The sequence below is a fragment of the Vibrio hyugaensis genome (assembly GCF_002906655.1).
GTDB lineage: Bacteria > Pseudomonadota > Gammaproteobacteria > Enterobacterales > Vibrionaceae > Vibrio > Vibrio hyugaensis.
Genome location: NZ_CP025794.1, coordinates 2119842 through 2136284, shown reverse-complemented (window position 1 = coordinate 2136284; position 16443 = coordinate 2119842). Strand labels below are relative to the sequence as shown.

General features: G+C 45.4%; 10 protein-coding genes, 5 tRNA genes and 1 pseudogene. 11 read left to right on the top strand and 5 right to left on the bottom strand.

The annotated features are described in order from the left end of the window. Positions 1-5 precede the first annotated feature (5 nt). Both vmeC and C1S74_RS10535 read right to left on the bottom strand, forming a co-directional pair. The gene (vmeC, locus tag C1S74_RS10540) at positions 6-1112 is read right to left on the bottom strand and encodes a multidrug efflux RND transporter periplasmic adaptor subunit VmeC (RefSeq protein ID WP_045402806.1); all 1107 of its coding nucleotides are present in this window, start codon (positions 1110-1112) and stop codon (positions 6-8) included. A gap of 18 nt (positions 1113-1130) precedes the next feature. After that, a complete protein-coding gene (locus C1S74_RS10535) occupies positions 1131-1712 on the bottom strand; it encodes a TetR/AcrR family transcriptional regulator (RefSeq protein WP_045402808.1) in 582 nt (193 codons plus the stop codon). Positions 1713-1882: 170 nt separating this feature from the next. Here C1S74_RS10535 and rep point away from each other — a divergent pair, with 170 nt between their 5' ends. Then, entirely contained in the window at positions 1883-3898 is a 2016-nt protein-coding gene (gene rep, locus C1S74_RS10530) for a DNA helicase Rep (RefSeq protein ID WP_045402810.1), read from the top strand. 72 nt (positions 3899-3970) lie between these two features. On the opposite strand, the gene C1S74_RS10525 is transcribed toward rep, so the two are convergent. Further along, a complete protein-coding gene (locus C1S74_RS10525) occupies positions 3971-4384 on the bottom strand; it encodes a c-type cytochrome (protein WP_045402812.1) in 414 nt (137 codons plus the stop codon). Between the two features lie 361 nt (positions 4385-4745). On the opposite strand from C1S74_RS10525, the gene C1S74_RS10520 reads away from it, so the two are divergent. The 5 genes from C1S74_RS10520 to C1S74_RS10500 all read left to right on the top strand — a co-directional run bounded on the left by C1S74_RS10520 (position 4746) and on the right by C1S74_RS10500 (position 5349). After that, positions 4746-4822 (top strand) — tRNA-Arg (locus tag C1S74_RS10520). Positions 4823-4855: 33 nt separating this feature from the next. After that, positions 4856-4931: transfer RNA gene (locus C1S74_RS10515), tRNA-His, on the top strand. A 75-nt stretch (positions 4932-5006) separates the two neighbouring features. After that, positions 5007-5083 (top strand) — tRNA-Pro (locus C1S74_RS10510). A 48-nt stretch (positions 5084-5131) separates the two neighbouring features. Continuing rightward, a tRNA-His gene (locus tag C1S74_RS10505) sits at positions 5132-5207 on the top strand. Positions 5208-5272: 65 nt separating this feature from the next. Continuing rightward, a tRNA-Pro gene (locus C1S74_RS10500) sits at positions 5273-5349 on the top strand. 338 nt (positions 5350-5687) lie between these two features. Here C1S74_RS10500 and C1S74_RS10490 read toward each other — a convergent pair. Further along, a complete protein-coding gene (locus C1S74_RS10490) occupies positions 5688-6413 on the bottom strand; it encodes an HAD family hydrolase (RefSeq protein WP_045399555.1) in 726 nt (241 codons plus the stop codon). Between the two features lie 686 nt (positions 6414-7099). On the opposite strand from C1S74_RS10490, the gene C1S74_RS10480 reads away from it, so the two are divergent. From C1S74_RS10480 to C1S74_RS10460, 5 genes and pseudogenes are all read left to right on the top strand, one after another. Further along, the gene (locus C1S74_RS10480; RefSeq protein ID WP_045399552.1) at positions 7100-8815 is read left to right on the top strand and encodes an ABC transporter ATP-binding protein; all 1716 of its coding nucleotides are present in this window, start codon (positions 7100-7102) and stop codon (positions 8813-8815) included. Between the two features lie 105 nt (positions 8816-8920). Continuing rightward, the gene (locus C1S74_RS10475) at positions 8921-10474 is read left to right on the top strand and encodes an ABC transporter substrate-binding protein (protein ID WP_038877076.1); all 1554 of its coding nucleotides are present in this window, start codon (positions 8921-8923) and stop codon (positions 10472-10474) included. 146 nt (positions 10475-10620) lie between these two features. After that, positions 10621-11598, top strand: a complete 978-nt coding sequence (locus tag C1S74_RS10470) for an ABC transporter permease (protein WP_038869935.1) — start codon at positions 10621-10623, stop codon at positions 11596-11598. 2 nt (positions 11599-11600) lie between these two features. Beyond that, positions 11601-12558 (top strand): annotated as a pseudogene (locus tag C1S74_RS10465) (ABC transporter permease). A 161-nt stretch (positions 12559-12719) separates the two neighbouring features. Further along, entirely contained in the window at positions 12720-13706 is a 987-nt protein-coding gene (locus C1S74_RS10460; protein ID WP_045399549.1) for an SPOR domain-containing protein, read from the top strand. Positions 13707-13766: 60 nt separating this feature from the next. On the opposite strand, the gene C1S74_RS10455 is transcribed toward C1S74_RS10460, so the two are convergent. Beyond that, positions 13767-16415 carry a hypothetical protein gene (locus C1S74_RS10455; RefSeq protein WP_045399546.1) on the bottom strand — a complete coding sequence of 883 codons (2649 nt, stop codon included), beginning with the start codon at positions 16413-16415 and terminating at the stop codon, positions 13767-13769. Positions 16416-16443 lie beyond the last annotated feature (28 nt).

Here is a 16443-nt window from a genome sequence, read left to right as displayed (position 1 = left end):
TCCAATTAAAGCATTGGTGTTTCAGCAGGTGGTGTTAGTGCCGAATCTTCAACGATGGTCACTTTCGCGTGGTTACTTAGACGGATTTGACCCGACGTTACCACGACGTCACCTGGTTTCACGCCATCTAGAATATGCGCGATGTCTTTAGTGCGCTCACCCACTTTTACAACGTGTTGCTGAACGCGTTTTTCACCGTCTTCTTCAGTAACGATGTACACGTTGTCGCCGTATAGGGTAAAGGTGATAGCAGTTTGCGGCAGAGTCACTTGCTTCTCTAGTTTAGGCAGAATGATGTTTGCACGTGCGAACATGCCACTGCGAAGTTTACCGTCGCTGTTTGGAATGTCTGCCTGAACTTGAATCAAACCACTTTGAACGTTAACCGCTGGTTCAATTGCTGAGATAGAACCTTTGAATGGCTTATCAGGGTAAGCATCTACAAAAATGTCTACTTCTTGGTCTAGTTTGATGCGAGATATATCAGTTTGAGGCACAGTGAAGCGCAGACGCATTACTGTTGTATCTTCAAGGCGTACGATGTCAGTACCTGCTTGTAGGTATTGACCAAGATATACGTTACGAATACCAACCACACCAGCAAAAGGTGCTTTGATTTCACGGCGGTCGATGGTTGCTTTTAGGCTTTCAATGTCCGCTTTAAGTGAGAAGTAGTTTGCTTCTGCTTCGTCATACGCTTCTTTAGAGATAGAGCCTTTCTTGAAAAGACCTTGGTAGCGTTTGTACTTAGCTTGAGCTGCTGGCAGTTTTGCTTGAGAGCTTTTTAGGTTTGCTTTCTCAACGTCAGAGTCTAGAAGAACCAAAGGCTGGCCTTCTTCAACTTGAGTACCAGAGTCGAAAGAAATCTTATCAATCACACCGCTGGTTTCGTTTGCAACCGTGACACCTTGGTTAGGTTCGATAAAGCCAATCGCTTCGATGACAGGAACCCAATCTACCGCTTCTACTTTCGTAACGGTAACTGGGAACTCTGGCTCCGGACGATTCGCCATGTATTCAGCAATTTTCTGTTGCTTGAATAAGTTGAAACCTATCACGCTTCCAAACAGAAGAACCGCGATAAGCAACATAAAGAAAGTCCACTTTTTCATTCTATTAAGAACTCCAAGTTAGTGTTTAATAATTGCATCCCAACTGGCTTCAACGGCTGCTTCCAGCGCATCGTCGTCCAGTTGATAAAATCCCAAAGCATGTTTTCTCGCAAGCGCAACACTAGCTTCGAAACTTAACCCTGACAGAATTTCGTTATCGAGGGGTTTGAATACCCCTTCCGCTTTGCCTTGATTAAAAAGACGATCTACTTGGGCAAACATTTGCCTTTCAAGTTCCCTTGTCCCTTTACGATTTGCACAGGGCAGTGATTCATATTGGACACGATTACTTAAGGTGTCTAAATTTGATCCAGCAAGGTGCCAAATATTGAGCCACATGGTGCGGTAACGCTCTTTCAGGGGCATATCGTCATGAACATCCGCTTGAACGGCGTCCGCAATACGTTTAGTTACAGTAAGGCGAACCTCTTCCAAAAGATGTTCTTTATCTGAGAAATATCGGTAAATCGTGCCAGCTGCGACACCTGCCTCTGTAGCCAGTTTTTGCATGGAAAGGCCATGAAAACCTGACTCAGCGATTAAGCGCTCGGCGGCTGCTATGATTTGTCCGTATTTATCTCCAGCAGTGTTATTGGACATAACGCCACCACCCAATGAATGAACGTTCATTCATTATAGCTTAAACTCTGGCCACGTATGCAACAAAATGTTGCATCTGTCTGTGTAAAAATTACGTGAAAATCTCCGTAGCTTTCACGCGGTCACCCCTTTATCATAGGCGCCACTATTTCCACCCGCAGAGAATTTTTATGAAGCTGAACCCTAGACAAGACGAAGCCGTTAAGTACGTATCAGGCCCATGCTTGGTATTAGCGGGTGCTGGTTCGGGTAAAACTCGTGTAATTACCAATAAAATTGCTTATTTGGTTCAGCAGTGTGGCTACAAGGCACGCAATATTGCTGCGGTGACTTTTACCAACAAAGCGGCGCGTGAGATGAAAGAGCGCGTCGGTCAAACGTTAGGTAAATCAGAATCAAAAGGTTTGATGGTTTCGACCTTCCACACCTTAGGTTTGACCATCATCAAGCGTGAGTATAAGCATCTTGGCTTGAAAGCAGGCTTCTCCCTCTTTGATGATCAAGACCAACTTGCACTACTGAAAGAGCTGACAGAAAAGCAGCTAGATGGCGATAAAGATTTATTACGTCAACTATTAAGCAGTATCTCAAACTGGAAGAACGATATGCTGACACCAGAACAGGCAAAAGCGCTGGCTCAAGGTGAGCAGCAGCAATTGTTCGCGTTCTGTTTTGAGATGTACCAAAAGCAGATGAAGGCATACAACGCGCTCGACTTCGACGATCTGATTTCTTTGCCAGTGCAACTTCTGCGCAATAACGAAGAAGTGCGTCAGCGTTGGCAAAATCGCATTCGCTACTTGTTGGTGGATGAATATCAAGATACCAACACCAGCCAATACGACTTAGTGAAGTTGATTGTCGGTGAGCGTGGTCGTTTGACCGTGGTAGGCGACGATGACCAGTCTATATACTCATGGCGTGGTGCTAAACCACAAAACTTAGTGTTGCTTGGTGAAGACTACCCAAGTTTACGCTTGATTAAGCTGGAACAGAACTACCGTTCAACCAGCCGTATTCTGCGCGCAGCAAACATTCTGATTGCTAACAACCCCCACGTGTATGAGAAGTCACTGTTCTCGGAAATTCCAGACGGTGAAAAGCTCAAAGTGTTGTTGGCGAAGAATGAAGAGCACGAAGCGGAACGTGTTACTGGTGAGTTGATTGCGCATAAGTTCCTCAACCGCACTGAATATAAAGATTACGCAATTTTATACCGCGGTAACCATCAGTCGCGCCTGATTGAAAAGTCCTTGATGCAAAACCGTGTGCCATACAAGTTGTCTGGCGGTACATCTTTCTTCGCTCGTGCTGAAATTAAAGACATCATGGCTTACCTGCGCGTGTTGGTTAACCCAGATGATGACAATGCGTTCCTACGTATTGTGAATACGCCGCGTCGCGAGATCGGGCCGGTCACACTAGAGAAGCTAGGTAGCTATGCCAACATGCGTGGCAAAAGCTTATTTGAAGCCAGCTTTGAAATGGGGCTTGAGCAGCACCTTACTGGTCGTGGTTTAGAGAACCTACGCCGCTTTACTCAATGGTTGGTTGCGATTGCCGATCAAGCCGAGCGTGGTGATACGGTTGAGGCCGTGCGCTCGCTTGTGCGTGATATCCATTACGAAGACTGGTTATATGAAACGTCAGCAAGTCCCAAAGCAGCAGAAATGCGCATGAAGAACGTTTCTGACCTTTACTCTTGGATTGTGGCTGACCTAGAAGGTGACAACTACGATCAAGAAGAGAAGACCATCAAAGAAGTCGTTCAACGTTTAACATTGCGAGACATGATGGAACGCGGAGAAGATGATGAAGACAGTGATGCCGTTCAATTGATGACGCTTCATGCATCGAAAGGTCTCGAGTTTCCTTATGTATATTTGATTGGTTCGGAAGAGGGAATTTTACCGCACCAAACCAGTATTGATGAAGATAACGTCGAAGAAGAGCGTCGATTGATGTACGTGGGAATTACGCGTGCTCAAAGAGAATTAACCTTTACGATGTGTAAAGAGCGTCGCCAGTTTGGTGAATTGATCAAACCGACACAAAGTCGTTTTTTAGATGAACTGCCATTTGATGACGTTGAATGGGAAGTAAACAAAAAACCAGTATCGGCAGAAGAGCGCATGGCAAAAGGCCAAGCTCACATCGCTAATATTCGAGCGATGTTTAAGAAGTAGGACAGCGTTGTTCTAATTTGCTAAAAACAAAAAGGCTTGCCAAGTGGCAAGCCTTTTTCGTTGGTGTCTTTATTACAGACCTTCAATCATGTGGTCGATGGCTGCGATGATTTCGTCATCAGAACAGTCCATACACGTACCTTTTGCTGGCATTGCATTGAAGCCTTGGATCGCATGGTTGGTTAGCACGTCTTTGCCTTGTGCAATACGTGGTGCCCAATCCGCAGCATCACCTGTTTTTGGTGCGCCACTTACGCCAGATGCGTGACAAGCAATACAGAAAGTACCGTAAACCGCGGCGCCATCACGTGGACCAGTTGGTTCTGCTTTTACTGGTTCTGCACCTGCTAGATAAACATCACCGACAGGTTTGATGCGTTCTGCGATCGCATCGTATTCAGTTTGGCTGATGTCAGAAGCTAAAGTTGCCGTAGAAAAAGTTAAGGCAGCGAACAAAACGCTAATCATTCGTCGAGACATATCCATTAAACCCACTTCACATTCCAAAGGTAAGTGACTTACCTATTTATATAGTTAGAGTATTTAGGCCTGTTGGAGAAAGTTTTATTGCATGGCGTGAATACTATGCAGAAAACCATTTCTAACAACCTAAAATGATTGAACAATCAGGTTGCGACTGTTAAATCAATGTAAATAATGGGTGATTATATCCCGATAACTTGTTGCAATAAACAACAAGTTATCCATGACAGGGCGTGAATCACATCAAAAATTCACTTTAAAGGCAGATAACTGTCGAAAAAGAGACCAAACGAGAAAAAAAGTAAAAAAAGTACTAGACGGCATAGTGTGATATCCGTATTATTCCTCTCCGCCGATGGGGCATGCGCCCGTAGCTCAGTTGGATAGAGCGTTGGCCTCCGGAGCCAAAGGTCGAAGGTTCGAATCCTTTCGGGCGTGCCATTCCGGAATACAAATTAACGGCACAAAATAGTGGTGGCTATAGCTCAGTTGGTAGAGCCCTGGATTGTGATTCCGGTGGTCGCGAGTTCGAATCTCGTTAGCCACCCCATTATTTCGGTAACTCATTAATTAATGAAGTTTCCAGTTTTGATTCAAATATCCCAAGAGTTGAAACAAAATTCGTCGGTGAATAGCGCAGCTTGGTAGCGCATCTGGTTTGGGACCAGAGGGTCGGGGGTTCGAATCCCTCTTCACCGACCATCATTTAGTTTATGGCTATACTAGAGCGGTAAACGACACAAATTGATGGTGGCTATAGCTCAGTTGGTAGAGCCCTGGATTGTGATTCCGGTGGTCGCGAGTTCGAATCTCGTTAGCCACCCCATTAATTTAAGGTGACTTCTTAGTTGAAGTATCCTGTCTGATTTGAGAGAATCAGCAAATACAGTTCGGTGAATAGCGCAGCTTGGTAGCGCATCTGGTTTGGGACCAGAGGGTCGGGGGTTCGAATCCCTCTTCACCGACCACTATTAGAAAGCCTGCTTTTTAGCAGGCTTTCGTCGTTTTAGAGCTTATGATCTCGCTTGGGCTAGATGAGTCGGCAGTATTTCAATGGGTTTGAACCCAAGTGGGGTTCGCCTGAAGTTAGAATATGGCTCTTCATCGACCGCTATTTAAAGCCTCAGTCGAAAGACTGGGGCTTTTTTACATTTCTCATCCTCAAAAACTCTCACGCCACTTTCAATTCCACCAAAAATGTACAGCTTTGGGAGCTTTTGACCACCCATGATCCAAATGCTTTTCGAGCTGATAAAAGAAACCCCAGCACGGTGGCTGGGGCTTTGTATTTCTTGAGTTAAGTGCTTTATTGAGCGAGCGTTTTTAGAATTTCATTCAGCTCAATGGTCTCTTTCACTTCATAGTTTGGCTTGATATCGGTTGGGTTTGCTGTGCCTGCCTCGTTAACCCACACACTCGGAATGCCCATGTTGTTGGCACCCGCAATATCGGCTGGTAGAGAGTCACCAATATGAATCACTTCTTCTGGTTTTGCGTCAACAAGGTTGAGTGCTTTGTGGAAGATACTTGCAGCAGGCTTCTCTTCAGGCTCTTCGCCACCTACGATGATGTGATCCACCCATTCACTCATTTGTGTCGCTTTGAGCTTTGGATGTTGCGAGAAGATAGGGCCGTTAGTGATTACCACCAACTTGTAGTGTTGACGTAGCTCAGTCAGCATTTCCTTCACGCCAGGGAAGAACGTAAAAGCACCCATGCGAGCTGAATCGAAGAAGCTTTGTGCCTGCTGGGCTTGTTCTGCATCGATCTCGATACCTTGTTCTGCCAAGATGGTTTGGATTAAACCGCAGCGGAACGCATTTTCATTAGGTAGAAGAGCAATAAGTTGAGGGAATTCGTCGTTTAACTTCTTATATACGCCTTGCAAGTAGCGCTGTACGAAGGCTGTGGAGTCAGCGACCTGAGGGTAAGTTTGAGTAATCCAATCGGCAAACTCTTGCCCTGCCACTTTATCGGCTTGAGATGTGCCACATAAAGTCTCGTCCATATCAAAAAATATCGCTTTAAGCACAAGGGCTCCTTCATTCACTACTCGACGTTGGGCTTTAATTATCTCTTATCTTACTCAAAATGACAGTGGAAAGCGCAAAATCACCAGTTCAACACGTGCTTTTTAAGGGCTAATCAGGTTGCTGACACGGAGTTTTCTGCTGCATCAAAATCACTTTAATCACAAAATCGCATAACTGACGCATAACCAAGGTTAGGTGACAGATTTCATTTGTTTTGCAGATCTGCTCACGTTTTCACCTCTATGTGTGTAGGGGAATTTTGGCTTTTTATGTATGCAGACTATTTTGTTAGTAACATTTTATGTCGAAAAATCCCAATAGGAACGGAATATTGTTTGGTAAATGTTAATAATGGTGCGTGAATAATAGGGATACTATCAATAGTGAGTTTATGCGTGAATTTAGAGCATTTTTCTGTTTTTATTGGTGCGTAGCGCACAAAAATGATGTGTTATGAAAATGGTTAAATACTTGTTAATGCATTTCTATTCGCTCATTGTGCGTGTAAATAATGTTTTTTCGGCGGAATATACTTTAATTGTTGCTTTTTTGTGTGATTTTTGCCAAATTGTTTCCGCATTAAGATTTCAGAGTATTATTCTGAATTTGAACGGATTCATTCAGGTAATGAATGGCGCTTTTATTGCGCGATTCGATACCACAGACAAGGCAGTAGAGGTCTGAAATGTCACTATTAGAGGTGAAAAACCTTCGTATAGAATATCCATCCCGTCACGGTGTCCATGCGGCCGTGAAATCGCTTTCTTTTCATATCGATCGTGGCGAAATTGTGGGTGTTGTTGGCGAATCAGGTGCGGGTAAATCCACCGTTGGTAACGCCGTTATTGATTTGCTTAGCCCTCCGGGTCGTGTTGCCAGTGGTGACGTGTACCTTGATGGAGAGAAAATTTCTGGTTTGACGCCAGAAGCGATGCGTAAAGTTCGCGGCTCTAAGATTGGCTTTATCTTCCAAGACCCAATGACCTCGCTTAACCCTCTATTTACGGTTGAGCAGCAATTGAAAGAGACCATCCACGCCAACATGAAGGTGTCGGATGAAGAGGCGTATCAACGTGCGCTTTCTTTAATGCAACAGGTTGGCATTCCGCAACCTGAAAACCGTCTTAAACAGTACCCACACCAATTCTCTGGCGGTATGCGCCAGCGTGTGGTTATTGCTATCGCACTGGCTGGTGAGCCAGAACTGATCATCGCAGATGAGCCAACTACGGCACTCGACGTATCAATCCAAGACCAAATCCTAAACCTTATCCGTGAACTGTGTATTAAGAACAACGTAGGTTGTATGTTGGTGACGCACGACATGGGGGTGGTTTCAAACGTTACTGACCGTGTTGCGGTTATGTACCGCGGTGATTTGGTGGAGTTTGGCCCAACGGCGAAAGTGCTTGGCGATCCAGACCACCCATACACACGCAGCTTGATCTCTGCGGTTCCTCGCTCTGATGTAAAACTCGACCGATTCCCATTGGTGAGCTATATCGAAGAAGCGTCAGAGCTACAAGAGCTGGATATTAAGAACCATTGGCTAGGCCAAAGCCAAGACCAACGTGAATACACTGGTCCTTTATTGGACGTTAAGAACGTTAACTTACGTTTCGTGACCAAAGATTCGTTGTTTGAAAGCCGCCGCGAATACGTGCAGGCATCGAACAATGTCAGTTTTGAAGTGCACGAAGGTGAGACGTTTGGTTTGGTGGGAGAGTCCGGTTCAGGTAAATCGACCATCGCACGTGTGATTGCTGGTTTGTACGAACCAAACTCAGGTCAAGTGAGCTTTGAAGGCATTGAACTTACGGCGCTAAAATCGGAAAAAGCGCGTCGTCCACTGCGTCGTCAGATGCAGATGGTTTTCCAAAATCCATACACGTCAATGAACCCGCGAATGAAGATCTTCGAGATCATCGCGGAGCCAATTCGTTTCCATAAGCTCACTAAGAATGAAGCGGAAACACGTCAGATTGTGAATGACCTGCTTGATCACGTAGGTTTGGGCAAAATGGCGGGCGTGAAATACCCTCATGAATTCTCCGGTGGTCAGCGTCAGCGTATTTCAATTGCGCGCGCACTGGCGACCCGTCCTCGATTACTGATTTGTGACGAACCGACATCAGCGTTGGATGTATCGGTACAGGCACAAATTCTGAACTTGCTGAAAGATCTGCAAAGTGAACTGAACCTAACGATGCTGTTTATCAGTCACGACTTACCTGTTATTCGTCAGATGTGTGACCGAGTGGGTGTGATGCAGATGGGTACGCTACTGGAAGTGGCGCCGACTGAGCAACTGTTTACCGCTCCTCAGCATGAATACAGTAAGAAACTGATTTCTTTGATGCCCGAATTCACGGGTTTGAGAGAAGAAATCAAAACGGCATAAACCAAGTTTTTCGCTTGGCTGACCATCAAGGTCAACAAACCTTAGTCATAACAAAGACGCAAACACAACAAGGGATTCGAATTCCCGCATGAAGGAGTTATGCAAATGAAAACCATGAAAAGCAAATTAGCAGTGGCGCTAATGGCAGCGGGCCTAAGCTTTAACGCAATGGCAGCAGATATCAAAGTTGGCTACGCAGCTGACCCAGTATCACTAGACCCGCATGAGCAGCTATCAGGCGGTACGCTGCAAATGTCACACATGGTATTTGATCCACTAGTTCGCTTCACACAAGACATGGACTTTGAACCTCGTCTAGCAGAAAGCTGGGAACGTGTGAACGATACAACGGTACGTTTCAAGCTTCGCCAAGGTGTTAAGTTCCATTCTGGTAACGACATGACAGCTGACGACGTGGTATGGACTTTCGAACGTCTACAAAGCTCTCCAGACTTCAAAGCTATCTTCGACCCGTACGAAAAAATCGTAAAGGTTGATGATTACACAGTGGATCTAGTTACTAAAGGTCCTTACCCACTTGTGCTGCAAACGGCGACTTACATCTTCCCAATGGACAGCAAGTTCTACTCTGGTAAGACAGAAGATGGCAAAGACAAGTCTGAACTAGTGAAGCACGGTAACTCATTTGCATCGACTAACGTATCTGGCACGGGGCCATTCATCGTGACTTCACGTGAACAGGGCGTAAAAGTGGAATTCGAACGCTTTAAAGATTACTGGGACAAAGAGTCGAAAGGTAACGTTGATAAGCTAACGCTTGTACCAATCAAAGAAGACGCGACTCGTGTAGCTGCGCTACTTTCTGGCGGCGTTGACATGATTCACCCGGTAGCACCAAACGATCACAAACGTGTGAAAGATGCAGACGGCATCGACCTAGTAACACTACCTGGTACACGTATCATCACGTTCCAACTAAACCAAAACAGCAACGAAGCACTGAAAGATGTTCGCGTTCGCCAAGCGATTGTTCACGCAATCAATAACGAAGGCATCGTGAAGAAGATTATGAAAGGCTTCGCAACGGCCGCTGGTCAACAAAGCCCAGCAGGTTACGTGGGTCACGATGACAAGCTGGTTCCTCGCTACGATCTGAAGAAAGCTAAAGAGCTGATGAAAGAAGCGGGCTACGAAGACGGCCTGACGCTAACGATGATCGCGCCAAACAACCGTTACGTGAACGACGCGAAAGTAGCACAAGCGGCGGCGGCAATGTTGTCTAAGATCGGCATTAAGGTTGATCTGAAGACGATGCCAAAAGCGCAATACTGGCCTGAGTTCGACAAGTGTGCGGCAGACATGTTGATGATCGGTTGGCACTCAGATACGGAAGATTCGGCGAACTTCAACGAGTTCCTAACCATGACGCGTAACGAAGACACTGGTCGTGGTCAGTACAACTGTGGTTACTACTCAAACCCAGAAATGGACAAAGTGGTTGAAGCTGCGAACGTAGAAACGGATCCAGCAAAACGTGCTGAAATGTTGAAAGGCGTAGAAGCAACACTATACAACGACGCAGCATTCGTACCGCTACACTGGCAAAGTGAAGCGTGGGGCGCGAAGTCTAACGTGAAAGCTGCAGACATCGTTAACCCAATGGTAATGCCTTACTTCGGCGACCTAGTGGTTGAATAATCACGGTTAGTCGACTTGGAGGAGGGATGGATGTCCCTCCTCAACTTAAAGCGCTCGACTCAGTTTTGTTTCAGTCGGACTGAGTTGGTTTTACAGACTGGATTTTCTCTCTGAATAGAGATCTATGGATAGTTAAGGGGCAAGGAATGTTTTCGTTTCTGGTCAAGCGCCTGTTTCAGGCACTGATAGTGATGTTTGTGATCAGTTTGGTGGCGTTTGCCATTCAGGATAACCTGGGTGACCCGCTGCGTGAGCTTGTAGGTCAGTCGGTTTCAGAAGCGGAGCGTCAAGCGCTGCGAGACGAACTGGGCCTGAACGATCCCTTTATCACAAAGTACACTCGCTTTGTGGGCAATGCGCTACAAGGTGATTTAGGTACATCTTACTTCTTCAAGCGACCTGCTGTTGAGGTCATTCTCGATAAACTGGTGGCGACGCTAGAGCTCGTGTTTGGTGCGACGCTCATTATCATTCTTCTCTCGATTCCTCTTGGGGTGTACTCCGCGATTCATCCGAAGAGTATTTTTACGAAATTCGTTATGGCGATGAGTAGTGTCGGTATCTCGATTCCGGTTTTCTTAACCGCGATCATGCTGATGTACGTTTTCTCCATTGAACTGGGCTGGCTACCTTCCTACGGGCGGGGGGAAACGGCTAATATTCTTGGGTGGGAATCTGGCTTCTTTACCATTGATGGCATTAAGCACTTGATTCTGCCGTGTGTGGCACTGGCTTCAATCATGTTGCCGCTGTTCATCCGTTTAGTTCGTTCAGAAATGCTGGAAGTGCTGAGCTCGGAATACATCAAGTTCGCCAAAGCAAAAGGCCTGAACTTAAACAAAATTTATTACCAACATGCACTTAAAAATACCATGCTGCCAGTTTTGACTGTGGGTGGCGTGCAGATTGGTACCATGGTGGCTTACACCATTCTTACTGAAACCGTGTTCCAATGGCCGGGTACGGGCTTTCTTTTCCTTGAGGCAATCAACCGTGTAGATACACCGTTGATCACTGCTTACGTTATCTTTGTTGGTCTGATTTTCGTGGTAACCAATACCATTGTTGATTTGCTGTACGGCATCATCAACCCGACAGTGAACCTAACTGGAAAAGGAGCTTAACCATGAGCCAATCAAATGTAACGGCCGCTCCTGAAGCAGTACCTTCTGCGTGGCAACGTTTTAAAAACTCGGATTTCTTGTACTACTTTAAGCGCGATAAAGTCGCGATGGCCAGTTTCACCGTATTTATGGTGTTTTTTGGTACTGGCGATTGCCGCCCCTGTACTGGCACCGACAGACCCTTATGATCTCACGTCTATCGACATCATGGACTCGGAATTACCGCCGTCTTGGATGGAAGACGGTGACGAGCGTTTCGTGTTGGGTACAGACGAACAAGGCCGTGATATTTTATCGACCATTCTGTACGGCTCTCGTCTGTCTTTGACTATCGGTTTCCTTGCGGTTGGTCTTCAACTGGTTTTAGGCATCATCATCGGTCTGTCGGCGGGTTACTTCGGTGGACGTATTGATAGCTTCTTGATGCGTTTTGCTGACGTACAGTTGTCGTTCTCTACCATGATGGTGGCGATCATCGTCTCGGCAATCTTCAAAGCCAGTTTTGGTAGTGACTTTTATAGTCAATATGCAGTAGTCATGCTGGTGGTGATTATTGGTGTGGCAGAATGGCCGCAATACGCACGTACCATCCGTGCTTCGGTACTGGCAGAGAAGAAGAAAGAATACGTCGAAGCGGCGCGTGTTATGGGCTTTAAAGCGCCACGTATCATGTTCCGCCATATTCTGCCGAACTGTCTATCGCCAATCTTGGTTATCTCGACAGTACAGGTAGCGAATGCAATTATGTCGGAAGCGGCACTGTCATTCCTCGGTCTAGGTCTACCGGTAGACCAACCGTCGTTAGGCGCGCTGATCAGCATCGGCTTTAACTACATCTTCTCTGGTGCGTGGTGGATTACCGCCTTCCCGGGTATTGTACTGGTCACGTTGGTATTGGTTATTAACCTATTGGGTGACTGGCTACGTGATGTGTTCAACCCGAAAATCTACAAGGGTTAATCACCGAAAATACGCGCCTGTAAGTTGCTTATTTAGCAAAATTCTTTCTAAACTGAGAGCCGGATGCAATTCCGGCTCTTTTTTTGCTTATCAGTTTTTATGCATGTTTTATTGACGCTTTGTCGCGATAATATCATCACCTACTGTTTAGAGTGAAGCGTATGGAAATGAAGAAGGCACACTACTCCTCTCGTATCGTCCAATCCGGCTTGAGCCTTGGGTTGCTGGTGGCGTGCGCCCAGTTTTCGACATCGGTATTTGCGGAGGGTTTTCTTTGCCAAGCCTCTCAAGCGAGTAATAAAGAACTGCCAGTACTTGAGCAATCTTGTCCGATCGGGAAAGGGGTGTGGGGAAAGAAAGTGCCGCAAGGAGGCAATGATTTCTTCTGGATCCAATGTGGTCTGTTACCAAAACCGATGTCTTTAGCCAAAGCCAAGCCGATCTACGGCAAAATCACCACTGATGTTTGGATGAAGCCAGAGCAAAAAAGCTACCGTTGTCTTATTGGCCCTTATACTGAATTTGCCAAAGCTTCTCAGGACTTACAGCGAGTCAAAACCCTGTCGACCTATAAAGAAGCCTTTATTCGTGTTGTCGGCAAAGGCGGTACAGCACCTGTGGAACAGACGAAGCCAATGCCCAAGCCAGTTTCGAAACCAAAACCAGTCGAGCCAGTGACCGCTTCTCGACCTGATACAGGGGCATTTAAGGCCAAAGAGGTACCCGCAAAACAAACCGTCAAACAAACCTCGGCGACCCAAGTTGCCGCAAAGCCTGCCAAAATGACTAAGCCTGCTCAACCTGTGATCAGCAGTAATAACGTTCAGGTACGTTTGAAAACCATCTTACAAGGTAAGACGTTTGTGGTGCCGTACTTGGTTGAGAATAACAACCAGTTCTACATGGAACATGGCAAGCCGTGGAATCGCTTAAATTACGCGAGTTCGAAGCAAGTGTGTCAGCAATTGGCGATGAACTTGGCGAGCGCGTCTGAGTTTAAAACGCTGCGTGGCTCTGGTGTGATGGAGAAAAATAATTGGCCATTACAATTGCCGTACTGGGGTAAAGATAAGAAGGGTTTGTTTGCTGACCGAGAGCCCAATCAGTTAACAGGCACCTCGTTGCTGAATGTGATTTGTGTGAAGTAAGGACACGGATATAAAAGAGCCCCGCTTGAGCGGGGCTCTGTGTTTATATGCTTCTAGCTATTACTTTTCAAAACTAAAGATAATGCGTTCTGCTTCATCAGTACGCTCTGGAGTAGCTTCGATAGTGTAAAGCCCTTCTGGAATAGCAACTGAATGATCGAAAGGCATTAAATCGATGTAACAAGAGCCTTCAACATCTCTATATTGTGGTTGGCTGTTGAAGTAGTTGTCAGCACCGTAGTTATCACCGTGGACTTGAATACTACCGTAATCGAGGTATATATCTTTTAGGATTTCACAAGTTTCTGCATTACGACCATAGATTGAAGCGGAAGAGTAAGGGTTTCCTTGGGAATCATTAAATTGCTGAACAATGCCAGAAACTTTTAGTTCAGTTACGACAATATCATTCGCGCCTTCTGAAGATGGCATCGCAATGAATGTTTCACGGTCTACCCAATTAGCATCTTCTTGAGATTCGCTAACGTCGTTGTTAAGTGCTTCTTCTACATATTGAGCATTTGTGTGGTAAGAGTACAGCTCTGTTGATTTCTCATCGCCTTCTTCATCTGTGAATGACACAAGGAAATGCTCGTCATCATCAAAAGAGTGTTGTTTGATGACATCCAATGTCATTTTCATGCCATCTTCTTGGGAGATAATTTTGTCACCAACGATTGTGTATGGGACACCTTCTGTAAACTCTGACATGTCTGTGTCACAAGTTGATAGGTTATCGCTATCTCGGTCGTTCCAGTACATCGTTTTGGTTTGCACATCTAGATAGATTGAATCACACCATGCTTTAGGGTAATTGCTGCCATTGTGACCAATTTCTACGAAATGTAGGAATTTGCCTTCTAACGGATGTCCTGCAGGAGGAGGTGTTACGTCATCTGCTGGTTGAACGTTTGGTAGTGTAATCGTTACATACTCAGAAATTACGGCATCTTCAGCATCTGGGTTTACACCCGCCGCAATCACGAATGAACCGTTTTTCGCTGCACTAGTTGGTGTGCCAGAAACAGTCAGTGTGCCGTTGTTATCAACATCGACTTTTAGACCCGGAACGGTTGTTGCGTGCTCATCTTCTTCTGTGCCAGCGTAGTATTCGATTGCACCTGACGTGTGCTGTGCTTCAAAGATTTCAGTAATATTGAAATCTACATCAACAGCTTCATCAACTTTAAGTGCTGTTAGTTGTGCCGTGATTTCTTGTTGAAGTTCTGCAAGATCGCCGCGATCGATTTCAATCGATGCTTCAGGTTGTTTTTCAATATCATCTAACTCGAATACTTTGTAAGTTGTATTGATACCGTCAAATGCAGAGATCGTGATTGTTTGACCTTCAGGGTAAACGCGAGATGGTTTACCGGTGATTTTTAGCTCAGTTTGACCTTGAGTTTCTACAAGCTCAAGTGCTAAGCCATCAACTGATGTGTATGCTTCAAACGAAAGTTTTTCGTTGTCAGAGAACAAGTTGTCAATACGGTATTGTTCATTCTGAACTTCAACACCTTGGTATAGCTCAATACTGTCAATCCACTCTTCGATTGTGTCAGCAGCTTCTTTGTTAATTGTTGGTGCTGGGTTTTCAACGTTTACTTGTAGGTCGAAAGCGGTTGTTACTGCGCCAAAAGACTTATCTTGCTTATCTGAATTGTAGTCAGTTGCCGTTAGCTTGATTTGGTAAGCAGGACGAATTGGAGTCAGTTCACCTGAAATCGTCAACTTATCACCATTGATAGCCGTTGTTGTTAGGTTTTTGACCACAGAACCATCAAGTGTGATGACGCTTACTGTGATGTCGATGTTTTTGTTATCTTCATCTTTAAAAAGAGCAAGTTCACCAACAGCGAGAGGTAGCTCTAGATTGATTGAGTGGCTATCAAGAGGAGCCAGTTCTGTATTGATAGCTTTTACAACGCTCTCATTTGCAAATAACTTGTTGTTGATAACGGGTTTGCTTACTACGCCATTGTTGACTTCAATAACTGGTTTGAAGTTTGGATCGTCTAGTTTGTCTGCGTTGTTTTTATCGTTAACGACGTCAGTTGCTTTATCGGCAATAGCGATAGCGGTTTCTGCAGAGTAGCTGTCTTTTGCTTGTGCTTTAGACTCGGTTAGAATCTGAGCTGTTTTATGTAAAGCGGTATTGTTAGCGGCGATTACATCAGTAAATGCAGTATCACCTTCGACACCTAATGTCTCATTTACTTTGTCTTTCGCTGCTTGGATTTTTTCTGGTGTTGGGTTTGCACCCGCTTGGATTACAACAAGGTCAGTCAGCGGAGAGATAACCTTCTCACCCGGAAGTGTACGGAATACAACTTCATGAGCCATAGCTTGAGTCGGGTTGTCCATATCAACCGTGTATGTACCAGCAAAAAGTTGTGGATCGCGAGCAATCAGTTCAGCTTGAATAGTACCACCCGGAACAATGGTTTGAATCGCAAGGTTCTTTTCAGCAGAGTATTGTTTATCTGTTAGCGTCACCTTACCCTTATCATTGGTTAGACCAATAATTGGGTCGCTGCTATCTAGCTTTCCATTGTTGTTTACATCTTCAAAAACGACTGCTTCTTTGAAGTAGCCATCAAAGCCTGTGATCACTACGCCAGCATTACCGCCGTTTGAGCCACCATCTGAACCACCACAACCTGTTAGCGCGATAGCCACTGACGCTGCTAGTAAACTCACCTTATTCATTGTTTTAATCCTTGTTTCGTTTCCGAAT